The following is an 18,934-nucleotide window of genomic DNA, read 5'->3' on the forward strand; positions in this document are numbered from 1 at the left end:
TGGCGCTCGCGGCGTGCGGCACTAGACTGCGCGCCCCCTTTCCTTGCCACGATCTCTGCCATGGCCGCCATCACCCAGCCGTTCTGGAAGCGCAAGACCCTCGACCAGCTCGATGCCCAGGAATGGGAGTCGCTGTGCGACGGCTGTGGCCTGTGCTGCCTGCAGAAACTGGAAGACGAAGACGACGGCGCCGTCTACTACACGCGCATCGCCTGCAAGCTGCTGGATCTCAAGACCTGCCAATGCAGCCGCTATGCCGAGCGTACCCGCTTCGTACCCGACTGCATCCAGCTCACCCCGGCCCAGGCCGACCAGTTCGCCTGGCTGCCACCCACCTGCGGCTATCGCCTGGTGGCCGAGGGCAAGGACCTGCCCGAGTGGCACCCGCTGATCTGCGATGACCGCGAGGCAGTGCACAAGGCCGGCATCTCCCAGTCCGGCCGCATGCTCAGCGAGACCCAGGTGGCCGAGGATGATTGGGAAGACTATCTGATCTTCCGCGCCGGCTAAGCGCCACTGGCGGCTCAGGCCTGCGCGACACTCAGCATCAACGGCGACGCCAGACCGGCCGCGCGATGACAGCGCACCTCCACCTGGGATGCCGGCAGTAAGGCCTGGGGCCTTTCGCAACCGGCGCCTGCCTGCGGACAGCGATCCCGAAAGAAGCAGCCACTCGGCAGTACCCGGTTGCCCGGCAACTCGGTACGCTGGGCGGCGACATCGCCCGTGAGCGGCTGATCCAGCCGCGGCACCGCTTCCAGCAAGAGCCGGGTATAGGGATGGCTGGGGTGCTCCAGCACCTCTGCCGCCGCCCCCAATTCGACGATCTGTCCCAGGTACATCACCGCCACCCGGTCGGCCAGGTGGCGCACCACCGAGACGTTGTGGGAGATCAGCACGAAGGTCAGGCCGCGTTCGCGTTGCAGCTGGGCCAGCAGGTTGAGGATCTGGGCCTGCACCGAGATGTCCAGGGCCGAGGTGGGCTCGTCGAGAATGATGACGTCCGGGTCCGATGACAGCGCCCGGGCGATGGCGATGCGCTGGCGCTGGCCGCCGGAGAACTGGTGCGGGTAGCGATCCAGGTATTCGGGACGGATACCGACCTGCACCGCCAGGCGTTCGGCGACGGTGCGCAGTTCCCTGGTGGAGCGGCGACCCCGTACCACCAGCGGCTCGGTGATCAGCTTCCACACCGGCAGCCGCGGATCTAGCGAGGATTGCGGGTCCTGGAAGACGATCTGGATGTTGCGCTCGCCACGGGCCGTGCCGGCGAGGGTGCCGCTCACCGGCTCGACCAGCCCCATCAGCACCTGGGCCAGGGTGCTCTTGCCGCAGCCGGATTCACCGAGCACACCCAGGGTCTCGCCGGAAAAGAGCCGCAGGTCGATGCCGTTGAGGACATGGGCCTGGCCCTTGGTGCGTCCGAGCCAGTCGCGGCCCACTGGATAGCGAACTTCGACGCCGCTGAGTTCCAGCAGCGGTACGGCGGGCGGAGCAAGGGTGTTCATGCCGGGGCGTCCTCCGCCTGCAGCCAGCAGGCGCTCAGGTGATCGGGGGTGTCCGTCGCTAGCAGCGCGGGGCGCGTCTCGCAGCGCTCATGGCGGCGACTGCAGCGATCCTTGAAGCTGCAGCCGCTGGGCAACTGGGCCAGGTTGGGCACCTGTCCGGGGATGCTGGCGAGGTCGCTGCCCGGTATCGCCTTTTCCGGCAGGCAGGCCATCAGGCCCTGGGTATAGGGGTGCCGGGGTGCCTGCATGACTGCCGCGGTAGCCCCCTGTTCGACGATGCCGCCGGCGTACATCACATAGACGCGGTCGCAGAATTGCGCGACCAGGGCCATGTCATGGGTGATCAGCAGGATGGCGGTGCCCCGGGCCCGGGCCTTCTCGCGTAGCAGGAGCAGCACCTGGCGTTGCACCGTGACGTCCAGCGCCGTGGTCGGCTCGTCGGCGATCAGCAGATGTGGATCGCAGGAGAAGGCCAGGGCGATCATGATGCGCTGGCGCATGCCGCCGGAGAGCTCGAAGGGATAGCGCTCGAGGATCTGCTCGGGGTCGGCGATGTGCATGTCCTTGAGCAACTCGATCGCCTTGGCGCGGGCCTGGGCGGCATCCAGCGCGGTATGGCGGCGAATCACGTCCAGCAACTGGCGACCGATGCGCCGCGTTGGATTGAGCGCGGTCATCGGCTCCTGGAAGATCATCGCCGCCTCGCGGCCGCGGACCTCCATCAGTTGGCGCTCGCTTAAGGCGAGCATGTCGTGGCCCACCAGGTTGACGCTGCCGCCGGTGACCCGGTAGCTGCCGAGTGGTAACAGGCCCAGGGTGAGCATGGCGGTGACCGACTTTCCGGAGCCGGACTCACCCACCACGCCGACGATCTCGCCGGGGGCCACGCTCAGGCTGACGCCGTTGAGCGCCTTGGCGCTGCTGCGAAAGCCGGGGAACTCCAGGTTCAACTGGTCGATGTGCAGTACGGGCTGGCCCATGTCATTTGCCCTTTTGGCGAGGATCGAGCAGATCGCGGATGCCATCGCCCAGCAGGTTGAAACCGATGGCGGTGACCAGGATCGCCAGGCCCGGGAAGGTCGAGTACCACCACTGGTCGAGGATGAAATTGCGGCCGCTGGCGACCATCACCCCCCATTCCGCGGTGGGTGGCTGGGCGCCCAGGCCGATGAAGCCCAGTGCCGAGGCCATGAGGATGGCGTTGCCGATGTCCAGGCTGAACTGCACCAGCAGCGGCGGCATTGCGTTGCGCGCCACGTGCCAGTGCACCAGGTGCCACTTGCCGGCACCGAAGGTGCGCGCCGCCTGCACATAGGCCAGTTGGCGGATGCTCAGGGTCTGACCGCGCGCCAGACGGACATAGAAGGGGATGCGCACCAGGGTGATGGCCAGCATGGCATTGAACAGGCTCGGCCCGAGGGCGGCCGCCAGCGCCATGATCAGCACCAGCGACGGCACCGAGAGGATGATGTCCATCAGGCGCATCATCAGGCGGTCGAAGGCGCCGCCGACGATGCCCGACAGGCAACCGAGCAGGCCGCCAAGGGCGCAGGCGGCGAAGGCCACGAAGAGGCCGACGCCCACCGACTGGCGACTGCCGTAGATCACCCGACTGAGCAGGTCACGGCCCACCTCGTCGGTACCGAACCAGTGCAGGGCGCTGGGCGCCTGCAGGCGGGCGGTGAGTTTCAAGGCGTTGGGCTGATAGGGCGCCAGCCAGGGCGCGGCGACCATGCACAGCAGCACCAGCAGGGTGATCAGCAGGCCGGTGAGCATCAGCGGATTGCGGCGGATGCGCCAGGCCAGCCAGGCGAGTTGCTCCCGCCAGCCGGGGCGCGAAGCGGTCAGGGTCGTCATGCTAGTTCACCTTGCCGATGCGGGGATCGACCAGCCGGTAGAGCAGATCGATGAAGCGGTTGAGCAGGACGTAGATGAAGGACACCACGATGGCGAAGCCCATGACCGCCGGGAAATCCAGCGCCTGGATCGACTTGACCACATAGGCGCCCATGCCCGGCCAGGCGAACACGGTCTCGGTGAGCACCGCGCCATAGAGCAGGTCGCCTAAGGCCAGGCCGATCACCGTGATGGAGGGAATCAGCGCGTTGGGCAGCGCATGGCGCAGCACCACGGTGGTCTGCGACAGACCATAGGCGCGGGCGGTGCGGATGTAGTCCTCGCCCAGCTGTTCGAGCATGGCGCCGCGGATCTGCCGGGTGATGACGCCCAGGTTGACGAAGGCCAGGGTCAACGCCGGCAGCAACAGGTGCCTGGCCGCGCTGACGAAGCCGGTGAGATCCCCCGCCAGCAGGGTGTCGATGAGGTAGAAGCCGGTCACCGTCGGTGGTGGCGTCAGTCCCTGGTCCAGGCGCCCGCCGCCGGGCAGCCAGCCGAGGTGCCCGTAGAACAGCACGATCAGCCCCAGACCCAGCCAAAAGGCCGGGGTGGAGATGCCGGCCACCGCCAGGGTACGGCTGATGTGATCGATCCAGCGGTTGTTGTAGACCGCCGAGAGCACGCCTAGCGGCACACCGATCAGGATCGACAGCAGCAGCGCGGCCAGGGCCAGCTCCAGGGTGGCCGGGAAGAACAGCTGCAGGTCTTCGAGCACCGGGCGATGGGTGCGGATCGACTGGCCCAGATCGCCCTGCAGCAGGTCCCCCATGTAGCGGAAGTATTGCTGGTAGAGCGGCAGGTCCAGGCCCAGCTGCTGACGGATGCCGGCGACGATTTCATCGCTGGCACGCTCGCCGGCGATCAGCCGTGCCGGATCGCCCGGGATCAGGTGGGAGATGACGAAGGTGATCAGGGACACCCCGATCACCACGATGAGGATATCGGTCAGCTGCTTGCGCAGCAGATGGAAGAAGGCCATGGCACACCTCGCGAGGCGGGTGCCGGAGCGCGCCGGCACCCGTCGCCCTTACTTGGACATCGCAGCGAAATCGAAGACCTGCTCGAGCATGGGGTTGAACACGTACCCCTTGACCGTGGCGCGCATCGGCACCGTGTAGGCCTTCTGGTAGAGATAGGCGTAGGCGGCGTCGCCCACCACGATCTTCTGGGCTTCCTGGTACAGCGCCTTGCGCTGGGCCACGTCGCTGACGCTGGCGGCGTCGCGCAGCAGCTGGTCCACCTTGGGATTGCTGTAGAAGGAGCGGTTGCCCGCCAGGCCGGCATTGCTGCTGTCGAACCAGAAATTCATGAACATGTAGGGATCGGCGAAGTCCGGACTCCAGTTGCCGATGGCGACGTCGAAGTCGCCCTTGCCCAGACGTTCGCGGAAGGTGGCGTTGGCCAGCTTCTCCATCTTGAGGTTGACGCCGAGGGTGCTCAGGCCCGCCTGCAGGGTCAGGCCGATGGGCTCCCAGGCCGGGTCCTTGTCCGAGTAGAGGAACTGTAGCTCCCGCACCTTGGGCGCCTTGCCCAGGGCGGCCTGGGCGGCTTCCAGGTCCTGCTTGGGCAGCGGCAGGCTCGGATCGTGGCCCCACATGCCGTCCGGGATCGGACCGTTCATGAGCTTGGCCTTGCCCATGGCGATGCCTTCGACGATGCCCTGGTAGTCCAGGGAGTCGACCACCGCCTTGCGCGCGTTGACGTCGTTCAGGGGCGCGCGCCTGTTGTTGAGATAGAGGTAGGTCACCCGCAGCGAAGGATAGGCGGTGGTGACGAAACCGGACTTCTGCGCCAGGGCCTTGACCTGGTCTTCGGGCAGGTCCTCGATGATGTCCAGGTCGCCCTGTTCCAGCTGCAGGCGCCGCACCGAGGGCTCGGCGATGATGCGGATCACGACCTGCTTGAGCGTCGGTGTCTGGCCGGCGTAGTGCGGGTTGGGCTCCAGGGTCAGCGACTGGCCCTTCTGCCAGGCGGCCAGGCGATAGGCACCGGAGCCGGCGGTGTGGCCGGCCAGCCAGGCGTCCACGTCCTTGCCATGGGTGCTGGCCACCTTGGGGTTGATCACGCTGGCACCGTCGTGGGCCAGGGCGAAGAGGAAGGGGGCGAAGGGTTTCTGCAGGGTGAACTTCACCGTCTGCGGGTCCACCACGGTGACCGTCATGTCCGCCGGGAAGATGCTGGACGGGCCCTGCTTGAGCTTCATCAGGCGTTCGATGGAGAACTTGACCGCCTCGGCGGTGACCTCGCTGCCGTCATCGAACTTGTTGCCGGGCTTGAGGGTAAAGGTCCAGACCAGGTTGTCCGGGGATACGGTCCAGCCGCTGGCCAGGTCGCCCTCCACGTCGGTGCTGCCCTTGCCGTCTTCCACCTTGTAGCGCATCAGGCGCTGGTAGGCCGGGTAGGTCACGGTCCAATCGTTGTTGTCGAAGGTCACGCCCGGGTCGACGGTCTGCAGATCCGCCGGCTTGCCGATGACCAGGGTGTCGGTAGCGGTGGCGCTGGCCGGTTGCCAGGCGCCGAGGCCCAGCAGGGAAACCAGGGCGAGCAGGCGGGACGCCGATGAAACGTGAGTGCGCGAAGACGAGAACATGCCGGTACCTCGGATTGTTTGGGTTTGTAAGAGCCTGTTCAAAGTCTCGCGAGCTAGAGCCAAACAAGGCGAAAATGGCTGAGGAAGCGGAGTTTACGAGTGGTAAATGAGCATTCCGAAGCCATTTTCAACGCGGTTTGGCCGACGCGCAGCAGCCTTTGGGCAGGCCTAAGGGTGTTTCGGCAGTGGGCAAGGCGGTCGAGCGAAGAGCTCGCGGCGCCGGATTCGAACGACCCGGTCGCCAGCAGGATCAGTTCAGCAGGGCGGCGAGCTCCTCCTGACTGAGATGGTGGTAGTCGATCAGCGCATAACGACGGGCGTCGGGCAATTCGAAGTGCCACCACTCGCTGGGGATGAAGGTGAAGCCGGCGCTCTGCATGATGCCCAGCAGCAGCAGGCGGTTGCGCTGGGCGGCGGCGGGCAGCGTCGGATTGAACAGGTGCGACAGCTCGCGCATGTCGTCGAAGCCGGTACCCATGTCCAGCGGCTCACCGGCCTCGTCGAGTAGGGTCACGTCCACGGCCACGCCGCGGCTGTGGTGCGAACCCTGCGCCGGATCGCTCACGTACTGGGCGTCGGGCAGCACCCGCCACAGCAGTTGCTGGGCATAGGGCGGACGATAGGCATCCAGCACCTGCAGGCGCAGACCGGCCTGTTGCGCCAGTTCGCTGGCGCGTTGCAGGCGGGCCGCGGCGTCCCGGTGCAGCAGGCAGTGGGCGTCCTGGTAGAGCACGCGGCCGGCCAGGTTGTCGGCGGTCGCATAGACCAGGTGGATGGCTACGCCATAGTGGTCGGCGTCGATCTCGACGAGTTCCGGATGATTCACGGTACGGGATGCTTCCTTGGAGTAAAGAGAGATGCCGGGGCTCATTCGAATTGCCCGAAGCGCTGCTGCAAGGCGCGGTTGCTCGCCAGGCGCTGTTCCAGGTCGTCGCCGGAGCGATCCGCCACCGCCGACACCAGCAGGTTCAGCAGGCAGGCCAGGGGCGCCACGGAGTCCCAGAACTGGCCGACCTCCAGGCGCAGTTGCAGCAGGTCGGCCGGATAGTCCCGGGCCCAGGGGCAGTGGTAGTCGGTGATCAGCGCCATGGGTAGCTCGGCGTCGCGGGCGGCTTCGCATAGCTTGCGGGTCACGCTGGAGTAGGCGCGGAAGTCGGCCACCACCAGATAGGGCCGGGCGAAGCCACTGTTGAAGATGTCGGCGTAGGTGCCGGACAGGCCGTCGACGTAGAAGGCCTTGGGGCGGATGTATTCCAGCAGGCTGTGGAAACTGCCGAGCACGCCACGGGTGGTCTGGATGCCAGCGATGAACACGGCATCGGCGTCGGTCAGCTGCTGCACCACCTGCTCGAACACCGGACCGCGGGCCAGCTGATAGACGTCCTCGATGGCGGCGAGCTCGGCGGCCAGGGAGCGATCCAGGGCATCGCTGCGTCCGCTCTGCTGGCGAAAGGCGCTGAAGCGATCGGTGATGCGCCAGGCTTCCAGGCCTTCGTCTCTCAGGCTCTGCTTGACGTCGTCGAGGTTGCGATAGCCCAGCGAGCGTAGGAGCCGGCCCACGGAAATGCCGGTGGTGTTGGTACGCTGGGCGATGCTGTCGGCGGTCTCGAAGGGCAGCTTCTCCGGATTGGCCAACAGGTAGCCTGCGACTCGCTTGCCGGTGGGCGTGAGGTCGGCGAAGGCACCTTCGAGGGCTTGGAAGAAGAGAGGTTTGGTCACGCCGCGGCCTGCGATGTTATCGATCTGTCATTTAGTGCTCTGTTGTTCTCAAGCTAACATCGCCTTTCCAGGCGTCGCAAGTGGCGGGAAGCCGACTGTCATCGGAGTGTCGTAAACAGGGGAGAGGTGTCGCTTGGAGACAAGCGCGAAGCAGCAGGGGTGGGCAGCGGCGTCTCGGCCGAGACGCCGCCATTGGCGTCAGCCCAGCGGCGACTCCATGTGCGAGGTGCGCTCCACCGCGCCGTAGCGATCGCTCACCGCGTGGGCCCGTTCCAGCAGCACCTTGAGCTCAGCCAGGTCCTGGGCGATGCGGGTGCCGGGATCGCGGCGCAGCAGGCGGGCGAAGAGATGGCCCAGGCGACCGGCCGGAGGTTCGTAGGCCATCACTGCCGTCACCTCGGTGCCGCCCGGCACTTCGGCGAAGCTGACCCAGCCCAGGTTGTTCAGGCCGGCATAGCCGCAGGAGCGCCAGCCGATCAACTGGCCGGGGATGTCGTCGGTGACCTCCGCGTCCCATTCGAAACGTCCCATGGGCGCCTTGACCACCCAATGGGAGTAGCGGTCGTTGAGCACGTCCACCCGTTCGATATGGCGCATGAAGATCGGCAGATTGGAGAAGTCCCGCCAGAAGCGATACAGCTCGTCGCGCGGTCGGGCGATGACGATCCGACGGGTCTGGGAGGCGGCCGAGCGCCAGGCCAGCGAGCGGCGCACGTCGCGTTCGAAGCGGGTGTTGGCCACCACCCGGCGCACCGGGCAGCGGCCACGCAAGCCGCGGGTCAGCAGCCAGGCGCCGGTCGCCCCGCTGAGCAGGCCGAGCAGACCGCCCCGCGCCAGGCCGCGACTGAGCAGCAGGCCACCGCCCGCCAGCGAGGCCAGGCGTTCCACGCCGCGCACGGCGGCGTCGTCACGGGTTGGGGGAGCAAGAGGGGGAGTGGGGGCGTCTAGGTGCATGGCAGATTCTCCTTCAACTGTGGGAAAGACCTGTCCAGAGCCCCCGCCGTTCCCTAGCCGCTCAGGCCCAGCACCCGAAACACGAAGGCGTATTCCAGGGCCACGTCGCGCAGGGCCTGGTAGCGCCCGCTCATGCCGCCGTGGCCGGCGCCGAACTCGGTCTTGAGCAGCAGCAAAGGCGCCTGATCGGTGCGCCGCTCGCGCAGTCGCGCCACCCATTTGGCGGCTTCCCAATACTGCACCCGGGTGTCGTGATAACCCGCCACCGCCAGGATCGCCGGATAGGCCTGGGCCTTGACGTTCTCATAGGGTGCGTAGCTGGCGATGCGCGCGCGCACCTCCGGCTCGTTCGGATCGCCCCACTCGTCGTATTCGGTGACGGTCAGCGGCAGGTCCGGCTTGAGCATGGTGTTGAGCACGTCGACGAAGGGCACCTCGGCGATGGCCGCGGCATAGAGGTCGGGCCGCTGGTTGAGCACGGCCCCGATCAGCAGGCCGCCGGCACTGCCGCCGCTGATGACCACTTGTTGCGGAGTGCTCAGGCCTTCGGCCAGCAAATGCTCGGTGCAGGCGATGAAGTCATCGAAGGTGTTCTGCTTGTGCTCCAGCTTGCCCCTGCGATACCAGGCCTCGCCCAACTCGCCGCCGCCGCGCACATGGGCGATGGCGAAGCGCACGCCACGGTCCAGCAGACTCAGGCGGGCATGGGAGAACCAGGGATCGAGGCTATGGCCATAGGCGCCGTAGCCATAGAGGTAGAGTGGGGCACTCTGCGGCAGGTCGCGTCGACCGACCAGGCTGATGGGGATGCGGGTGCCATCGGCGGCAGTGGCCCACAGGCGGCGACTCTCGTAGGCGTCGGCGTCGAAGGAGCCTTCCACCGGCACCTGCTTGAGCACCCGCTGGGTACCGCTGGCCAGGTCCAGTTCGCGAATCTCCGCCGGGCGATTGAGCGCCTCGTAGCGCAGGCGCATGACCGGACTGTGGAATTCCAGCACGTCCATCGCATCCAGGCTGTAGACCTCGTCCGGCAGCTCGACGCGATAGGGCGCCCGGCCGTAGGGACGGACCTCCAGGATCGGCAGGCCGGCGGCGCGCAGGCTCAGTACCAGGGCATGGGCGCCCAGGCTCGCATCCTCCAGCATCACCTCCGGATCATGGGGCACCAGCAACTCCCAATGCGCCCGCGTGGGGCTCTCTTCGGCAGCCCGGTACAGCGCGAAGTTGATGCCGTCCTGGTTGCTGCGCACGTACCAGCCATCGACGCCATGGTCGGGGAAGTATTCGTGCCCTTCCTCGCGCGGCGCCAGGCAGACGAAGGCCTCGTCCGGCCGATCCGCATCCAGCACCCAGGCCTCGCTGGTGGTCTTGCTGTGGGACAGCAGCAACAGCTTCCGTTCGGAGCTCGAACGATAGCAGCCGAGGAAGAAGCGGCCGTCGGTTTCGTGGAAGACCAACTGCGGTTCGGCATCGCCCAGATGATAGCGATAGAGCTTGTGCGGGCGATGGGCGTCGTCCCGCTCGCCGAAGAACAGGGTGCGACTGTCGTTGGCCCAGGTCAGGCTGCCGTCGCATTCGTCGAAGGGCAGTTCGGTCACCGTGCCGGTGACCAGGTCCTTCACATAGAGCCGATAGGTCTCGTCGCCGACCTGATCCAGGCTGTAGGCGAGCTTGCTCTGATCCGGGCTGACGGTGAAGCGGCCCACGGACAGGAATCCCCCATCGGCGATGGCGTTGCCATCGAACAGCAGTTCCTCGCTCGCGGCATCCGGCGTCAGGTCGCCAGCGGCCGGGCGGCGGCAGCGGTAATTGCGGCCGTATTCGTCGCCGGCCTGGGTGCGCTGGTAATAGAGATAGTCGCCACGCGGGACCGGCAGCGACAGGTCCGTTTCGCGGATGCGCGCGCGGATCTCTTCGAACAGTTGCTCGCGCAGGGCGGCCTCGGGTGCCAGCTGGGCTTCCAGGTAGGCGTTCTCCGCCTCCAGGTGCGCCAGCACCTCGGGAGCGTCGCGCTGTTCCAGCCAGGCGTAGGGGTCGTCACCAGGGGCGCGGCGAGCGGTGGGGGCTTGGGTCATGCGGGCTCCTTGTGCGCCGCGTGGAAGCACGCGGTCGGGGCAAAACCGTTATCATAGGCTTCCCCTTCCCGCTATCGCCATGGATCGCAATGACCGAGCAAGAGTACCTGATCGCCTGGGCCGTCTACGCCATCGCCGCGCTGCTGCTGTTGGTGGTGACCTTCAAGGCCACCGGCTGGCTCTGGCGCTGGCTGCGCGAGCCCATTCGCCTGGTCGCGGCGGTGCTCCTGCTGACCCCGACCATCGCCGACCCGGAGCACAGCTTCTATGCGCCGGCCATCGCCGTGACCGTGCTCGACCTGGTGTTCAAGGTGGGCAACAGTGCCTGGTCGGCGGTGGCGGACCTCTCCGTCGTCGGGGCCCTCGCCCTGGTGCTCTACCTGGTCTTCGTCATCGTTCGCTGGCTGTACTGGCGTTCACGGCCGCAGCCGACCGCCGTCTCCACGACCGACCCTGTGGACGACCCGCTGCCGGAAGCGTCCGCCGCGCGGCGCGGAGCCCCCGCGCCCGTCGAGCGCCGCGAACCCCGTGGCCGTGGCGAGCGTGTCGAACCCCGGCTGTAATCCAGGCTTGCGCCCGGGGCGTCACCCATTCAGCATGATTGCCATGGGCAGCGGCTGCAGCCGCGATCGAACCAGGCGGCCACCCCGGAGGGACGGACATGTGCGAATTGCTGGGCATGAGTGCCAACGTGCCCACGGATCTGGTCTTCAGTCTCCAGGGCTTGATGCAGCGCGGCGGCCGCACCGGTCCGCACCGCGACGGCTGGGGCGTGGCCTTCTACGAGGGTAGGGGGCTGCACCTGTTCAAGGACGCTCTGCCGGGCGCCGACTCCGAGGTGGCCAAGCTGGTCCAGGGCTATCCGATCAAGAGCCACACCGTGATCGGCCATATCCGTCATGCCAACGTCGGCGGCGTCAACCTGGCCAACACCCATCCCTTCGTGCGCGAGCTGGGTGGCCGCTACTGGAGCTTCGCCCACAACGGCCAGTTGCAGGATTTTCACCCCGAACCCCGCTTCTACCGCCCGGTCGGGGATACCGATAGCGAGGCGGCCTTCTGCAGCCTGCTGGATCAGGTCCGCGAACGCTTCCCCGAGCCGGTGCCGGTGGAGATGCTGCTGCCTCAGCTGGTGAATGCCTGCGACGGCTTTCGCCGGAAGGGCGTCTTCAATTGCCTGCTCAGCGACGGTGACTGGCTGTTCAGCTTCTGCACCACCAAGCTGGGCCACATCACCCGCCGTGCACCCTTCGGGCCGGCTCACCTGCGCGACGCCGAAGTCCACGTCGACTTCAAGGCCGAGACCACCCCCGACGACGTGGTCACCATCGTCGCTACCGAACCCCTGACCTCCGACGAGGTCTGGACCCTGCACCAGCCTGGCGAATGGCATCTCTGGTGGAATGGCGAGATCGTCACCCAGGGCCGCGTCTGAACAGGAATCTCACCGGCGATGTTGCGTAGCTATATCCGAATGCTGTTGTTCTCCCTGGCCCTGCTGGTCGGGGTTCAGGTGCCTGGGTTCATGCTCGACTACGAGCAGCGGGTGGATGCCCATCGGCTGGAGTCCGAGCAATCCCTGGGCGGCTTCCGGCGCACCGCGGACCAATACTTCGAGGGTAGTCTCGAGCGCCTGTTGGCCCACTACCAGGCCAGCGAAGACCCGGTCTTCCGCAGCGATGCCGACAGCCTCGGGATATTGATGCGCCGCAATGCCCTGTTCAACGAAGAGTGGCAGGCGTTGCAGGGGCCCTGGTACGAGAAGGCCTGGCGCATCCTGGTGCGTCCCAACCCCGAACTGCGTGACGAAACCCTGGCGCAGTACCGCTATCAGGTAGTACTCACTCCCGCCGCCATCGCCTGGGGCGTCGGCCTCGGCCTGGCTCTGGCGGTGATCATGGAAACCCTCGCCCTGTGGCTTTCGATCCTGCTCTACCCCAGGCGACCGGCGCGGCGGATTTCCTAGGCCTCGGAAAAAAATTCACGTTTTCAGGTGTTTAGCTGGAAAAAGGGCTTGACGCTCCGGTGCCTGTCTGTAGAATGCGCACCCACAGCAGGCACGTAGCTCAGTTGGTTAGAGCACCACCTTGACATGGTGGGGGTCGTTGGTTCGAATCCAATCGTGCCTACCAAACAAAACCCGCACTGCTGGCGGGTAACGAAAAAGGGCGATCCGAAGGGGTCGCCCTTTTTCGTTTGCCTGTCTTACCCGAATGCCTCGGGTCCCTATCCAGGAACCGAGAGGCGATCCGGTTGGCTGGCCTCTCTCGAGGTTGGTCGGTTCTCGCCTCCGGCGTCGCCGGGAGCGCCGGAAGCTCGAGCCGCTACTTGGACGGGCTGGTGGTCGGGGTGACCGTCTCGGTGAAGGAGCCAACGGGCTGCAGGCCTTTGCCGTGCGGGGCGAAATTCACGTCCGTCGAGGCGAAACGTACCTCGTCCTGGGCCTGTTTGAGCGTCAGATTGGCCTCGTAGTACTTGTTGCTGCTCAATTGTTGCGCTGCCTGATCGACATCGGCGATGGTCTGCTTGAGCGGCGCCAGGGCAATGGAAGTATCGACGTTCACGTTGGCCAGGCGCAGAACTTCCGCGGCTCCTTTGGCATCACCCTGTTTGAGTTTCTGGTTGGCGTCGGCAACTGCCTTCACCTTCTGCGGGCTGGCCAAGTAATTGTCCTGGATAATGGTGTCACCCCAGATGGGTAGCCAGGCCTTTCCGGTAGTATCCATATCGGCTGTGCCCTGGCTGTCTTTGGCATTCAGGTCCTTGGCGGCCTTGATGAAAGACGTATTGTCCGTTTGGGCGAGTTTAAGCGCATGTTGGGCTGCCTTGACTTGCTCCTCGGCCTTCTTCGGATGGCCTTGGAACAGCTCGACGCGGGCAGTGGAGATATCCGCAAAAGCCTTCTGGCCTTCGGTGGACAGGGCCTGGAAGCTGCTCAGCTCGTTCGCGGCGGGCGTTTCGGTGGCGGCGTACACTGCAGCGGACGAGCAGGCGGCTACGATGGCGACGACCAGCATGCTCTTTGCCAGTTTGTTCTTGACGTTCATTTGCTGCCTCCAGCGGGATATGCAATTGAAGTAAGTTTATCGCTCAGGTACCAGAACCTGGTTCTTCATGGTTGGGTTCTGTAGTGCCTGGGATCGATACTCCGCCTGGCGTCTTAAGTCTGGATTAACACTTTTGGGTAGTTTCTTGAATGCGCGCTGAACAGGTTTATTGAGGGTGTTGGTCTGCCTTATTTAATCTTGAGATTAAATAAGGCAAGTGTTCCGGGGCTAGGCATTAAGTTATAGGGTGCTTGACGCCTGGTCGAAGATTGAATGTCGTTGCGGGTGGAGGCTGCGCTGCCGGGATGTGACCTCTTGCCTCCTTCGTGGCGCCAGACGTTTTCACGTAGACTGGCGGATGATTTTTCCGAGGCCGCCAGTTGATCCGTGACAGCGGCGCATGGCGGTCCGCAGCGACGAGGAGGGGAAGATGTCTCAAGTGGGTGAAGGGCGGCAGATCGGCAAGGGCGGCTGCCTGGGCTTGATCCTGCTGTCGATCCTGTTCGCGGTGGTGGTGTTCGGCTCCATCATCTACGTCTATCGCCACAATGCGACGCCCACCAATCGTGCCAACGAGCAGCAGGCCATCGACCAATGCCTGGCGCGCGCCGACGCCCCGGATACCTCGCCGGCCGATCGCCAGGCGCTGATGGAAAACTGCCAGGAAATGCAGAAGCAATTCCTCAAGAAGTATCCCGACGCCCCGCGCTGATCTGCCTGGCCGCCTTCGCGCAGTTGCGCCAGGTGGCCGTTTCTGAAAGGATTTCCGTTCCAAACTTCCAGTGATCCTTTCGCGTCGCCTCGGAATGCCTTGCGGCCCTGCCACTGTGCGGCGGGATTTCCAGCGGTGCGGCTGCTTACTGGCCAATCCCACCATGTGGCCCTTGGTATGGGTCACCACTGAGTTGAGGAGGCGCCATGCCTGTCATTACTCTCCCCGACGGTAGCCAACGTCCATTCGACAAGCCCGTCACCGTAGCCGAAGTCGCCCAGTCCATCGGGGCCGGTCTCGCCAAGGCCACCATCGCCGGTCGCGTCGACGGCCAGTTGCGCGATGCCAGCGATCTCATCGAGCAGGACGCCAACCTGCAGATCATCACCGCCAAGGACGAGGACGGGCTGGAGATCATTCGCCACTCCTGTGCCCACCTGGTGGGTCATGCGGTCAAGCAGCTGTTCCCGACCGCCAAGATGGTCATCGGTCCGGTGATCGACGAAGGTTTCTACTACGACATCGCCTTCGAGCGTCCCTTCACCCTCGACGACCTCTCGGCCATCGAGGCGCGGATGCGCGAGCTGATCGACAAGGACTACGACGTCATCAAGAAGATGACGCCGCGTGCCGAGGTCATCGAGGTGTTCAAGGCCCGGGGTGAAGACTACAAGCTGCGCCTGATCGACGACATGCCCGAGGAGCAGGCCATGGGCCTGTACTACCACGAGGAATACGTCGACATGTGCCGGGGCCCGCACGTCCCGAACACCCGCTTCCTCAAGGCCTTCAAGCTGACCAAGCTGTCCGGCGCCTACTGGCGCGGCGACGCCAAGAACGAGCAGCTGCAGCGCATCTATGGCACTGCCTGGGCCGACAAGAAGCAGCTGGCCGCCTACATCCAGCGCATCGAGGAAGCCGAGAAGCGCGATCATCGCCGCATCGGCAAGCAGCTCGATCTCTTCCACCTGCAGGAAGAGGCACCCGGCATGGTGTTCTGGCACGCCAACGGCTGGACCGTCTATCAGGTGCTCGAGCAGTACATGCGCAAGGTCCAGCGCGAGCATGGCTACCAGGAGATCAAGACGCCCCAGGTGGTCGACCGCATCCTCTGGGAGCGTTCCGGGCACTGGTCCAACTACGCCGAGAACATGTTCACCACGGCTTCGGAAAACCGCGACTTCGCGGTCAAGCCGATGAACTGCCCCTGCCACGTGCAGGTGTTCAACCAGGGCCTGAAGTCCTACCGCGACCTGCCGCTGCGCCTGGCCGAATTCGGTGCCTGTCACCGCAACGAGCCGTCCGGCGCCCTGCACGGCATCATGCGCGTGCGCGGCTTCACCCAGGACGATGCCCACATCTTCTGCACCGAGGAGCAGGTGGAGAAGGAAGCGGCCGACTTCATCAAGCTGACCCTGCAGGTCTACGCCGACTTCGGTTTCACCGACGTGGCCATGAAGCTCTCGACCCGGCCCGCCAAGCGCGTTGGCTCGGAAGAACTGTGGGATCGCGCCGAGAAGGCACTGGCCGATGCCCTGAATGCCTCGGGCCTGGACTGGGAATACCAGCCGGGCGAGGGGGCCTTCTATGGGCCGAAGATCGAATTCACCCTCAAGGATTGCCTGGGTCGCAACTGGCAGTGTGGTACCCTGCAGTACGATCCCAACCTGCCGGAGCGCCTCGACGCCAGCTACGTCTCCGAAGACAACAGCCGGCAGCGCCCGGTGATGCTGCATCGCGCCATCCTCGGTTCCTTCGAGCGCTTCATCGGCATGCTCATCGAGCACTATGCCGGCCAGTTCCCGGCCTGGCTCGCGCCGACCCAGGCGGTGGTGCTCAATATCACCGACAAGCAGGCCGATTTCGCTCAGCAGGTCGTCGGCGAATTGAACGCCGAGGGCTTCCGCGCGAAGGCCGACTTGAGAAACGAGAAGATCGGCTTTAAAATCCGCGAGCATACTTTGCTCAAGGTTCCCTATCTCCTGGTTATTGGAGACCGGGAGGTTGAGACACGATCCGTTGCCGTGCGTACCCGCGAAGGCGTAGACCTGGGCTCGATGCCCGTCGAGCGTTTCCGCGAGCTGCTCACGCAAGCGGTTTCCCGGCGTGGCCGGCAAGAATCGGAGTAATCACTATCAAGCAGCGTGACATGAGACAAGACAAGCGAGCCGCACCTCGGGCACCGATCAATGAAAATATCACCGCCCGGGAAGTTCGCCTTATTGGCGCCGATGGTCAGCAAGTAGGCATCGTCTCCATCCAGGAGGCCATGCAGGCTGCCGAAGACGCCAAGCTGGATCTGGTGGAAATCACCGCCGATGCCATACCTCCGGTCTGTCGGATCATGGACTACGGCAAGCACGTCTTCGAGAAGAAGAAGCAAGTCGCGGCGGCGAAGAAGAACCAGAAGCAGGCTCAGGTCAAAGAAATCAAGTTTCGTCCAGGGACGGAAGAAGGGGATTACCAGGTAAAACTACGCAACCTGGTACGTTTCCTAACCGAGGGGGACAAGGCCAAGGTCTCGTTGAGATTCCGCGGCCGGGAGATGGCCCACCAGGAGCTGGGCATGGAGCTGTTGAAGCGGGTCGAAGCCGACCTCGCCGAACATGGCGCCGTTGAGCAGCATCCTAAGATGGAAGGACGCCAACTCATCATGGTCATCGCCCCCAAGAAGAAAAAGTAACCACCAGGGCACTGGCAGGCCTTGCGGTTATGCGTAATCACTCAATGCGGAGTATCCGAACATGCCAAAGATGAAAACCAAAAGCGGCGCTGCGAAGCGCTTCAAGAAGACTGCTGGCGGCATCAAGCACAAGCACGCCTTCAAGAGCCACATCCTGACCAAGATGACCACCAAGCGTAAGCGTCAGCTGCGCGGTACGTCGCTGATGCATGCATCCGACGTGCAAAAGGTCGAGCGCATGCTGCGCCTTCGTTAATCCTGGTCAAGAATCTAGAGGAAGTTACTCATGGCTCGTGTTAAGCGTGGCGTCATCGCTCGTCGCCGTCACAAGAAAATCCTGAAGCTCGCCAAAGGCTACTACGGTGCCCGTTCGCGCGTCTTCCGCGTCGCTAAGCAAGCGGTAATCAAGGCAGGCCAATACGCCTACCGTGACCGTCGTCAGCGTAAGCGTCAGTTCCGCGCTCTGTGGATCGCTCGTATCAACGCTGGTGCTCGTATCAACGGTCTGTCCTACAGCCGTCTGATCGCCGGCCTGAAAAAAGCGGCCATCGAGATCGACCGTAAGGTACTGGCCGATCTGGCCGTGAACGAAAAAGCGGCGTTTGCTGCGATTGTCGAGAAAGCTAAAGCTTCGCTGGCTTAAGCCCCCCGGCAATCTCGCGTCTCCGACGCGAAGCAACGTTATCGATAGGGGAAGAGCCTCATAGCTCTTCCCCTATTTTGTATCTGGAGTCCCTAGATGGAAAACCTGGATGCGCTGGTCTCCCAAGCCCTGGAGGCCGTGCGGCACACCGAAGACACCAATGCCCTGGAACAGCTCCGGGTCAATTACCTGGGCAAGAAGGGTGAGCTGACCCAGATCATGAAGACCCTGGGCAACCTTTCGGCGGAGGAGCGGCCCCAGGTCGGCGCCCTGATCAATGCCGCCAAGGAACGTGTCCAGGACGCGATCAACAGCCGCAAGGCGACGCTGGAGCAGGCCGCCTTGGCCGCTCGCCTTGCCGCAGAGCGTATTGACGTGACCCTCCCCGGGCGCGGTCAGACCTCCGGTGGCCTGCACCCGGTTACCCGCACCCTGGAACGTATCGAGCGCCTGTTCGCCAACATCGGCTATGGTGTCGCCACCGGTCCCGAGATCGAAGACGACTACCACAACTTCGAGGCGCTCAACATTCCCGGCCACCACCCGGCGCGGGCGATGCACGACACCTTCTACTTCAACGCCAACATGCTGCTGCGCACCCACACCTCGCCGGTGCAGATCCGCACCATGGAGAGCCAGCAACCACCGATCCGCATCATCTGCCCGGGTCGTGTCTATCGCTGCGACAGCGATCAGACCCATTCGCCCATGTTCCATCAGGTCGAAGGCCTGGTGATCGACGAGGAAGTCAGCTTCGCCGATCTCAAGAGCACCCTGGTGAGTTTCCTGCGCGAATTCTTCGAGGAAGAGCTGGAAGTGCGCTTCCGTCCCTCCTACTTCCCCTTCACCGAGCCGTCGGCCGAGGTGGACATCCGCCGCCCGAGCCGCGACGGCGAACCGGCCTCGCGCTGGCTCGAGGTGCTGGGCTGCGGCATGGTCCACCCGAACGTCCTGCGCATGGCCGGCATCGATCCGGAGAAGTACCAGGGCTTCGCCTTCGGCATGGGCGCCGAGCGCCTGGCCATGCTGCGCTACGGGGTCAACGACCTGCGCCTCTTCTTCGACAACGATCTGCGCTTCCTGGCGCAATTCCGCTAGCTGCCAGAC

20 protein-coding genes and 1 tRNA gene are annotated in these 18,934 nt (G+C 64.8%); 11 read left to right on the plus strand and 10 right to left on the minus strand.

What is annotated here, in order from left to right:
• Nucleotides 1–60: 60 nt before the first annotated feature.
• The gene (locus AR540_RS06320; RefSeq protein WP_058762427.1) at nucleotides 61–510 is read left to right on the plus strand and encodes a YcgN family cysteine cluster protein; all 450 of its coding nucleotides are present in this window, start codon (nucleotides 61–63) and stop codon (nucleotides 508–510) included.
• A 14-nt stretch (nucleotides 511–524) separates the two neighbouring features.
• On the opposite strand, the gene AR540_RS06325 is transcribed toward AR540_RS06320, so the two are convergent.
• From AR540_RS06325 to AR540_RS06365, 9 genes are all read right to left on the minus strand, one after another.
• Nucleotides 525–1,508, minus strand: coding sequence for an oligopeptide/dipeptide ABC transporter ATP-binding protein (locus tag AR540_RS06325; protein ID WP_059227056.1), 984 nt, complete (start codon nucleotides 1,506–1,508; stop codon nucleotides 525–527).
• Nucleotides 1,505–2,488 (minus strand): ABC transporter ATP-binding protein, encoded by a 984-nt coding sequence (locus AR540_RS06330; RefSeq protein ID WP_059227057.1) that lies wholly within the window; start codon nucleotides 2,486–2,488, stop codon nucleotides 1,505–1,507. The genes AR540_RS06325 and AR540_RS06330 overlap by 4 nt, the downstream gene beginning before the upstream one ends.
• 1 nt (nucleotide 2,489) lies before the next feature.
• The gene (ddpC, locus tag AR540_RS06335; protein ID WP_059227059.1) at nucleotides 2,490–3,365 is read right to left on the minus strand and encodes a D,D-dipeptide ABC transporter permease; all 876 of its coding nucleotides are present in this window, start codon (nucleotides 3,363–3,365) and stop codon (nucleotides 2,490–2,492) included.
• Between the two features lies 1 nt (nucleotide 3,366).
• Nucleotides 3,367–4,383: an ABC transporter permease gene (locus AR540_RS06340; protein WP_059227061.1), complete on the minus strand. Its 1,017-nt coding sequence runs from the start codon at nucleotides 4,381–4,383 to the stop codon at nucleotides 3,367–3,369.
• 48 nt (nucleotides 4,384–4,431) lie between these two features.
• Entirely contained in the window at nucleotides 4,432–5,994 is a 1,563-nt protein-coding gene (locus tag AR540_RS06345) for an ABC transporter substrate-binding protein (RefSeq protein ID WP_059227063.1), read from the minus strand.
• Nucleotides 5,995–6,244: 250 nt separating this feature from the next.
• Entirely contained in the window at nucleotides 6,245–6,820 is a 576-nt protein-coding gene (ddpX, locus tag AR540_RS06350) for a D-alanyl-D-alanine dipeptidase (RefSeq protein WP_059227065.1), read from the minus strand.
• Between the two features lie 41 nt (nucleotides 6,821–6,861).
• On the minus strand, nucleotides 6,862–7,713 hold the full coding sequence (locus tag AR540_RS06355; protein WP_059227067.1) for a MurR/RpiR family transcriptional regulator: 852 nt from the start codon (nucleotides 7,711–7,713) through the stop codon (nucleotides 6,862–6,864).
• A 198-nt stretch (nucleotides 7,714–7,911) separates the two neighbouring features.
• Complete coding sequence (locus tag AR540_RS06360) at nucleotides 7,912–8,667, minus strand: SRPBCC family protein (protein WP_059227069.1); 756 nt, start codon at nucleotides 8,665–8,667, stop codon at nucleotides 7,912–7,914.
• Nucleotides 8,668–8,720: 53 nt separating this feature from the next.
• Nucleotides 8,721–10,742, minus strand: a complete 2,022-nt coding sequence (locus tag AR540_RS06365) for a S9 family peptidase (RefSeq protein WP_059227071.1) — start codon at nucleotides 10,740–10,742, stop codon at nucleotides 8,721–8,723.
• An 89-nt stretch (nucleotides 10,743–10,831) separates the two neighbouring features.
• On the opposite strand from AR540_RS06365, the gene AR540_RS06370 reads away from it, so the two are divergent.
• The 4 genes from AR540_RS06370 to AR540_RS06385 all read left to right on the plus strand — a co-directional run bounded on the left by AR540_RS06370 (nucleotide 10,832) and on the right by AR540_RS06385 (nucleotide 12,874).
• Nucleotides 10,832–11,305, plus strand: a complete 474-nt coding sequence (locus AR540_RS06370) for a hypothetical protein (RefSeq protein ID WP_059227073.1) — start codon at nucleotides 10,832–10,834, stop codon at nucleotides 11,303–11,305.
• 98 nt (nucleotides 11,306–11,403) lie between these two features.
• Nucleotides 11,404–12,177, plus strand: coding sequence for a class II glutamine amidotransferase (locus AR540_RS06375; RefSeq protein ID WP_059227075.1), 774 nt, complete (start codon nucleotides 11,404–11,406; stop codon nucleotides 12,175–12,177).
• An 18-nt stretch (nucleotides 12,178–12,195) separates the two neighbouring features.
• Nucleotides 12,196–12,708 (plus strand): DUF2937 family protein, encoded by a 513-nt coding sequence (locus tag AR540_RS06380; protein ID WP_059227077.1) that lies wholly within the window; start codon nucleotides 12,196–12,198, stop codon nucleotides 12,706–12,708.
• 89 nt (nucleotides 12,709–12,797) lie between these two features.
• A tRNA-Val gene (locus AR540_RS06385) sits at nucleotides 12,798–12,874 on the plus strand.
• Between the two features lie 192 nt (nucleotides 12,875–13,066).
• Here AR540_RS06385 and AR540_RS06390 read toward each other — a convergent pair.
• On the minus strand, nucleotides 13,067–13,789 hold the full coding sequence (locus AR540_RS06390) for a YfdX family protein (protein ID WP_059227080.1): 723 nt from the start codon (nucleotides 13,787–13,789) through the stop codon (nucleotides 13,067–13,069).
• A 430-nt stretch (nucleotides 13,790–14,219) separates the two neighbouring features.
• On the opposite strand from AR540_RS06390, the gene AR540_RS06395 reads away from it, so the two are divergent.
• From AR540_RS06395 to pheS, 6 genes are all read left to right on the plus strand, one after another.
• Entirely contained in the window at nucleotides 14,220–14,501 is a 282-nt protein-coding gene (locus tag AR540_RS06395; RefSeq protein ID WP_059227082.1) for a hypothetical protein, read from the plus strand.
• Between the two features lie 206 nt (nucleotides 14,502–14,707).
• The gene (gene thrS, locus AR540_RS06400; RefSeq protein WP_059227084.1) at nucleotides 14,708–16,630 is read left to right on the plus strand and encodes a threonine--tRNA ligase; all 1,923 of its coding nucleotides are present in this window, start codon (nucleotides 14,708–14,710) and stop codon (nucleotides 16,628–16,630) included.
• A gap of 20 nt (nucleotides 16,631–16,650) precedes the next feature.
• Nucleotides 16,651–17,184, plus strand: coding sequence for a translation initiation factor IF-3 (infC, locus tag AR540_RS06405; protein WP_059227086.1), 534 nt, complete (start codon nucleotides 16,651–16,653; stop codon nucleotides 17,182–17,184).
• Nucleotides 17,185–17,245: 61 nt separating this feature from the next.
• Nucleotides 17,246–17,440, plus strand: a complete 195-nt coding sequence (gene rpmI / locus AR540_RS06410; RefSeq protein ID WP_059227088.1) for a 50S ribosomal protein L35 — start codon at nucleotides 17,246–17,248, stop codon at nucleotides 17,438–17,440.
• Between the two features lie 30 nt (nucleotides 17,441–17,470).
• Nucleotides 17,471–17,827, plus strand: a complete 357-nt coding sequence (gene rplT, locus AR540_RS24630) for a 50S ribosomal protein L20 (RefSeq protein WP_058762410.1) — start codon at nucleotides 17,471–17,473, stop codon at nucleotides 17,825–17,827.
• 96 nt (nucleotides 17,828–17,923) lie between these two features.
• Complete coding sequence (pheS, locus tag AR540_RS06420; RefSeq protein WP_059227092.1) at nucleotides 17,924–18,925, plus strand: phenylalanine--tRNA ligase subunit alpha; 1,002 nt, start codon at nucleotides 17,924–17,926, stop codon at nucleotides 18,923–18,925.
• The last annotated feature ends 9 nt before the right edge of the window (nucleotides 18,926–18,934 follow it).

The organism is Pseudomonas sp. EpS/L25, assembly GCF_001512295.1.
Classification (GTDB): Bacteria; Pseudomonadota; Gammaproteobacteria; order Pseudomonadales; family Pseudomonadaceae; genus Chryseomonas.

Bases quoted from the DNA above. Each gene is read 5' to 3' on its own strand.
- AR540_RS06320 (WP_058762427.1), top strand. From the start codon at position 61: ATGGCCGCCATCACCCAGCCGTTCTGGAAGCGCAAGACCCTCGACCAG.
- AR540_RS06325 (WP_059227056.1), bottom strand. From the start codon at position 1,508: ATGAACACCCTTGCTCCGCCCGCCGTACCGCTGCTGGAACTCAGCGGC.
- AR540_RS06330 (WP_059227057.1), bottom strand. From the start codon at position 2,488: ATGGGCCAGCCCGTACTGCACATCGACCAGTTGAACCTGGAGTTCCCC.
- ddpC (WP_059227059.1), bottom strand. From the start codon at position 3,365: ATGACGACCCTGACCGCTTCGCGCCCCGGCTGGCGGGAGCAACTCGCC.
- AR540_RS06340 (WP_059227061.1), bottom strand. From the start codon at position 4,383: ATGGCCTTCTTCCATCTGCTGCGCAAGCAGCTGACCGATATCCTCATC.
- AR540_RS06345 (WP_059227063.1), bottom strand. From the start codon at position 5,994: ATGTTCTCGTCTTCGCGCACTCACGTTTCATCGGCGTCCCGCCTGCTC.
- AR540_RS06360 (WP_059227069.1), bottom strand. From the start codon at position 8,667: ATGCACCTAGACGCCCCCACTCCCCCTCTTGCTCCCCCAACCCGTGAC.
- AR540_RS06365 (WP_059227071.1), bottom strand. From the start codon at position 10,742: ATGACCCAAGCCCCCACCGCTCGCCGCGCCCCTGGTGACGACCCCTAC.
- AR540_RS06370 (WP_059227073.1), top strand. From the start codon at position 10,832: ATGACCGAGCAAGAGTACCTGATCGCCTGGGCCGTCTACGCCATCGCC.
- AR540_RS06375 (WP_059227075.1), top strand. From the start codon at position 11,404: ATGTGCGAATTGCTGGGCATGAGTGCCAACGTGCCCACGGATCTGGTC.
- AR540_RS06380 (WP_059227077.1), top strand. From the start codon at position 12,196: ATGTTGCGTAGCTATATCCGAATGCTGTTGTTCTCCCTGGCCCTGCTG.
- AR540_RS06390 (WP_059227080.1), bottom strand. From the start codon at position 13,789: ATGAACGTCAAGAACAAACTGGCAAAGAGCATGCTGGTCGTCGCCATC.
- AR540_RS06395 (WP_059227082.1), top strand. From the start codon at position 14,220: ATGTCTCAAGTGGGTGAAGGGCGGCAGATCGGCAAGGGCGGCTGCCTG.
- thrS (WP_059227084.1), top strand. From the start codon at position 14,708: ATGCCTGTCATTACTCTCCCCGACGGTAGCCAACGTCCATTCGACAAG.
- infC (WP_059227086.1), top strand. From the start codon at position 16,651: ATGAGACAAGACAAGCGAGCCGCACCTCGGGCACCGATCAATGAAAAT.
- rpmI (WP_059227088.1), top strand. From the start codon at position 17,246: ATGCCAAAGATGAAAACCAAAAGCGGCGCTGCGAAGCGCTTCAAGAAG.
- rplT (WP_058762410.1), top strand. From the start codon at position 17,471: ATGGCTCGTGTTAAGCGTGGCGTCATCGCTCGTCGCCGTCACAAGAAA.
- pheS (WP_059227092.1), top strand. From the start codon at position 17,924: ATGGAAAACCTGGATGCGCTGGTCTCCCAAGCCCTGGAGGCCGTGCGG.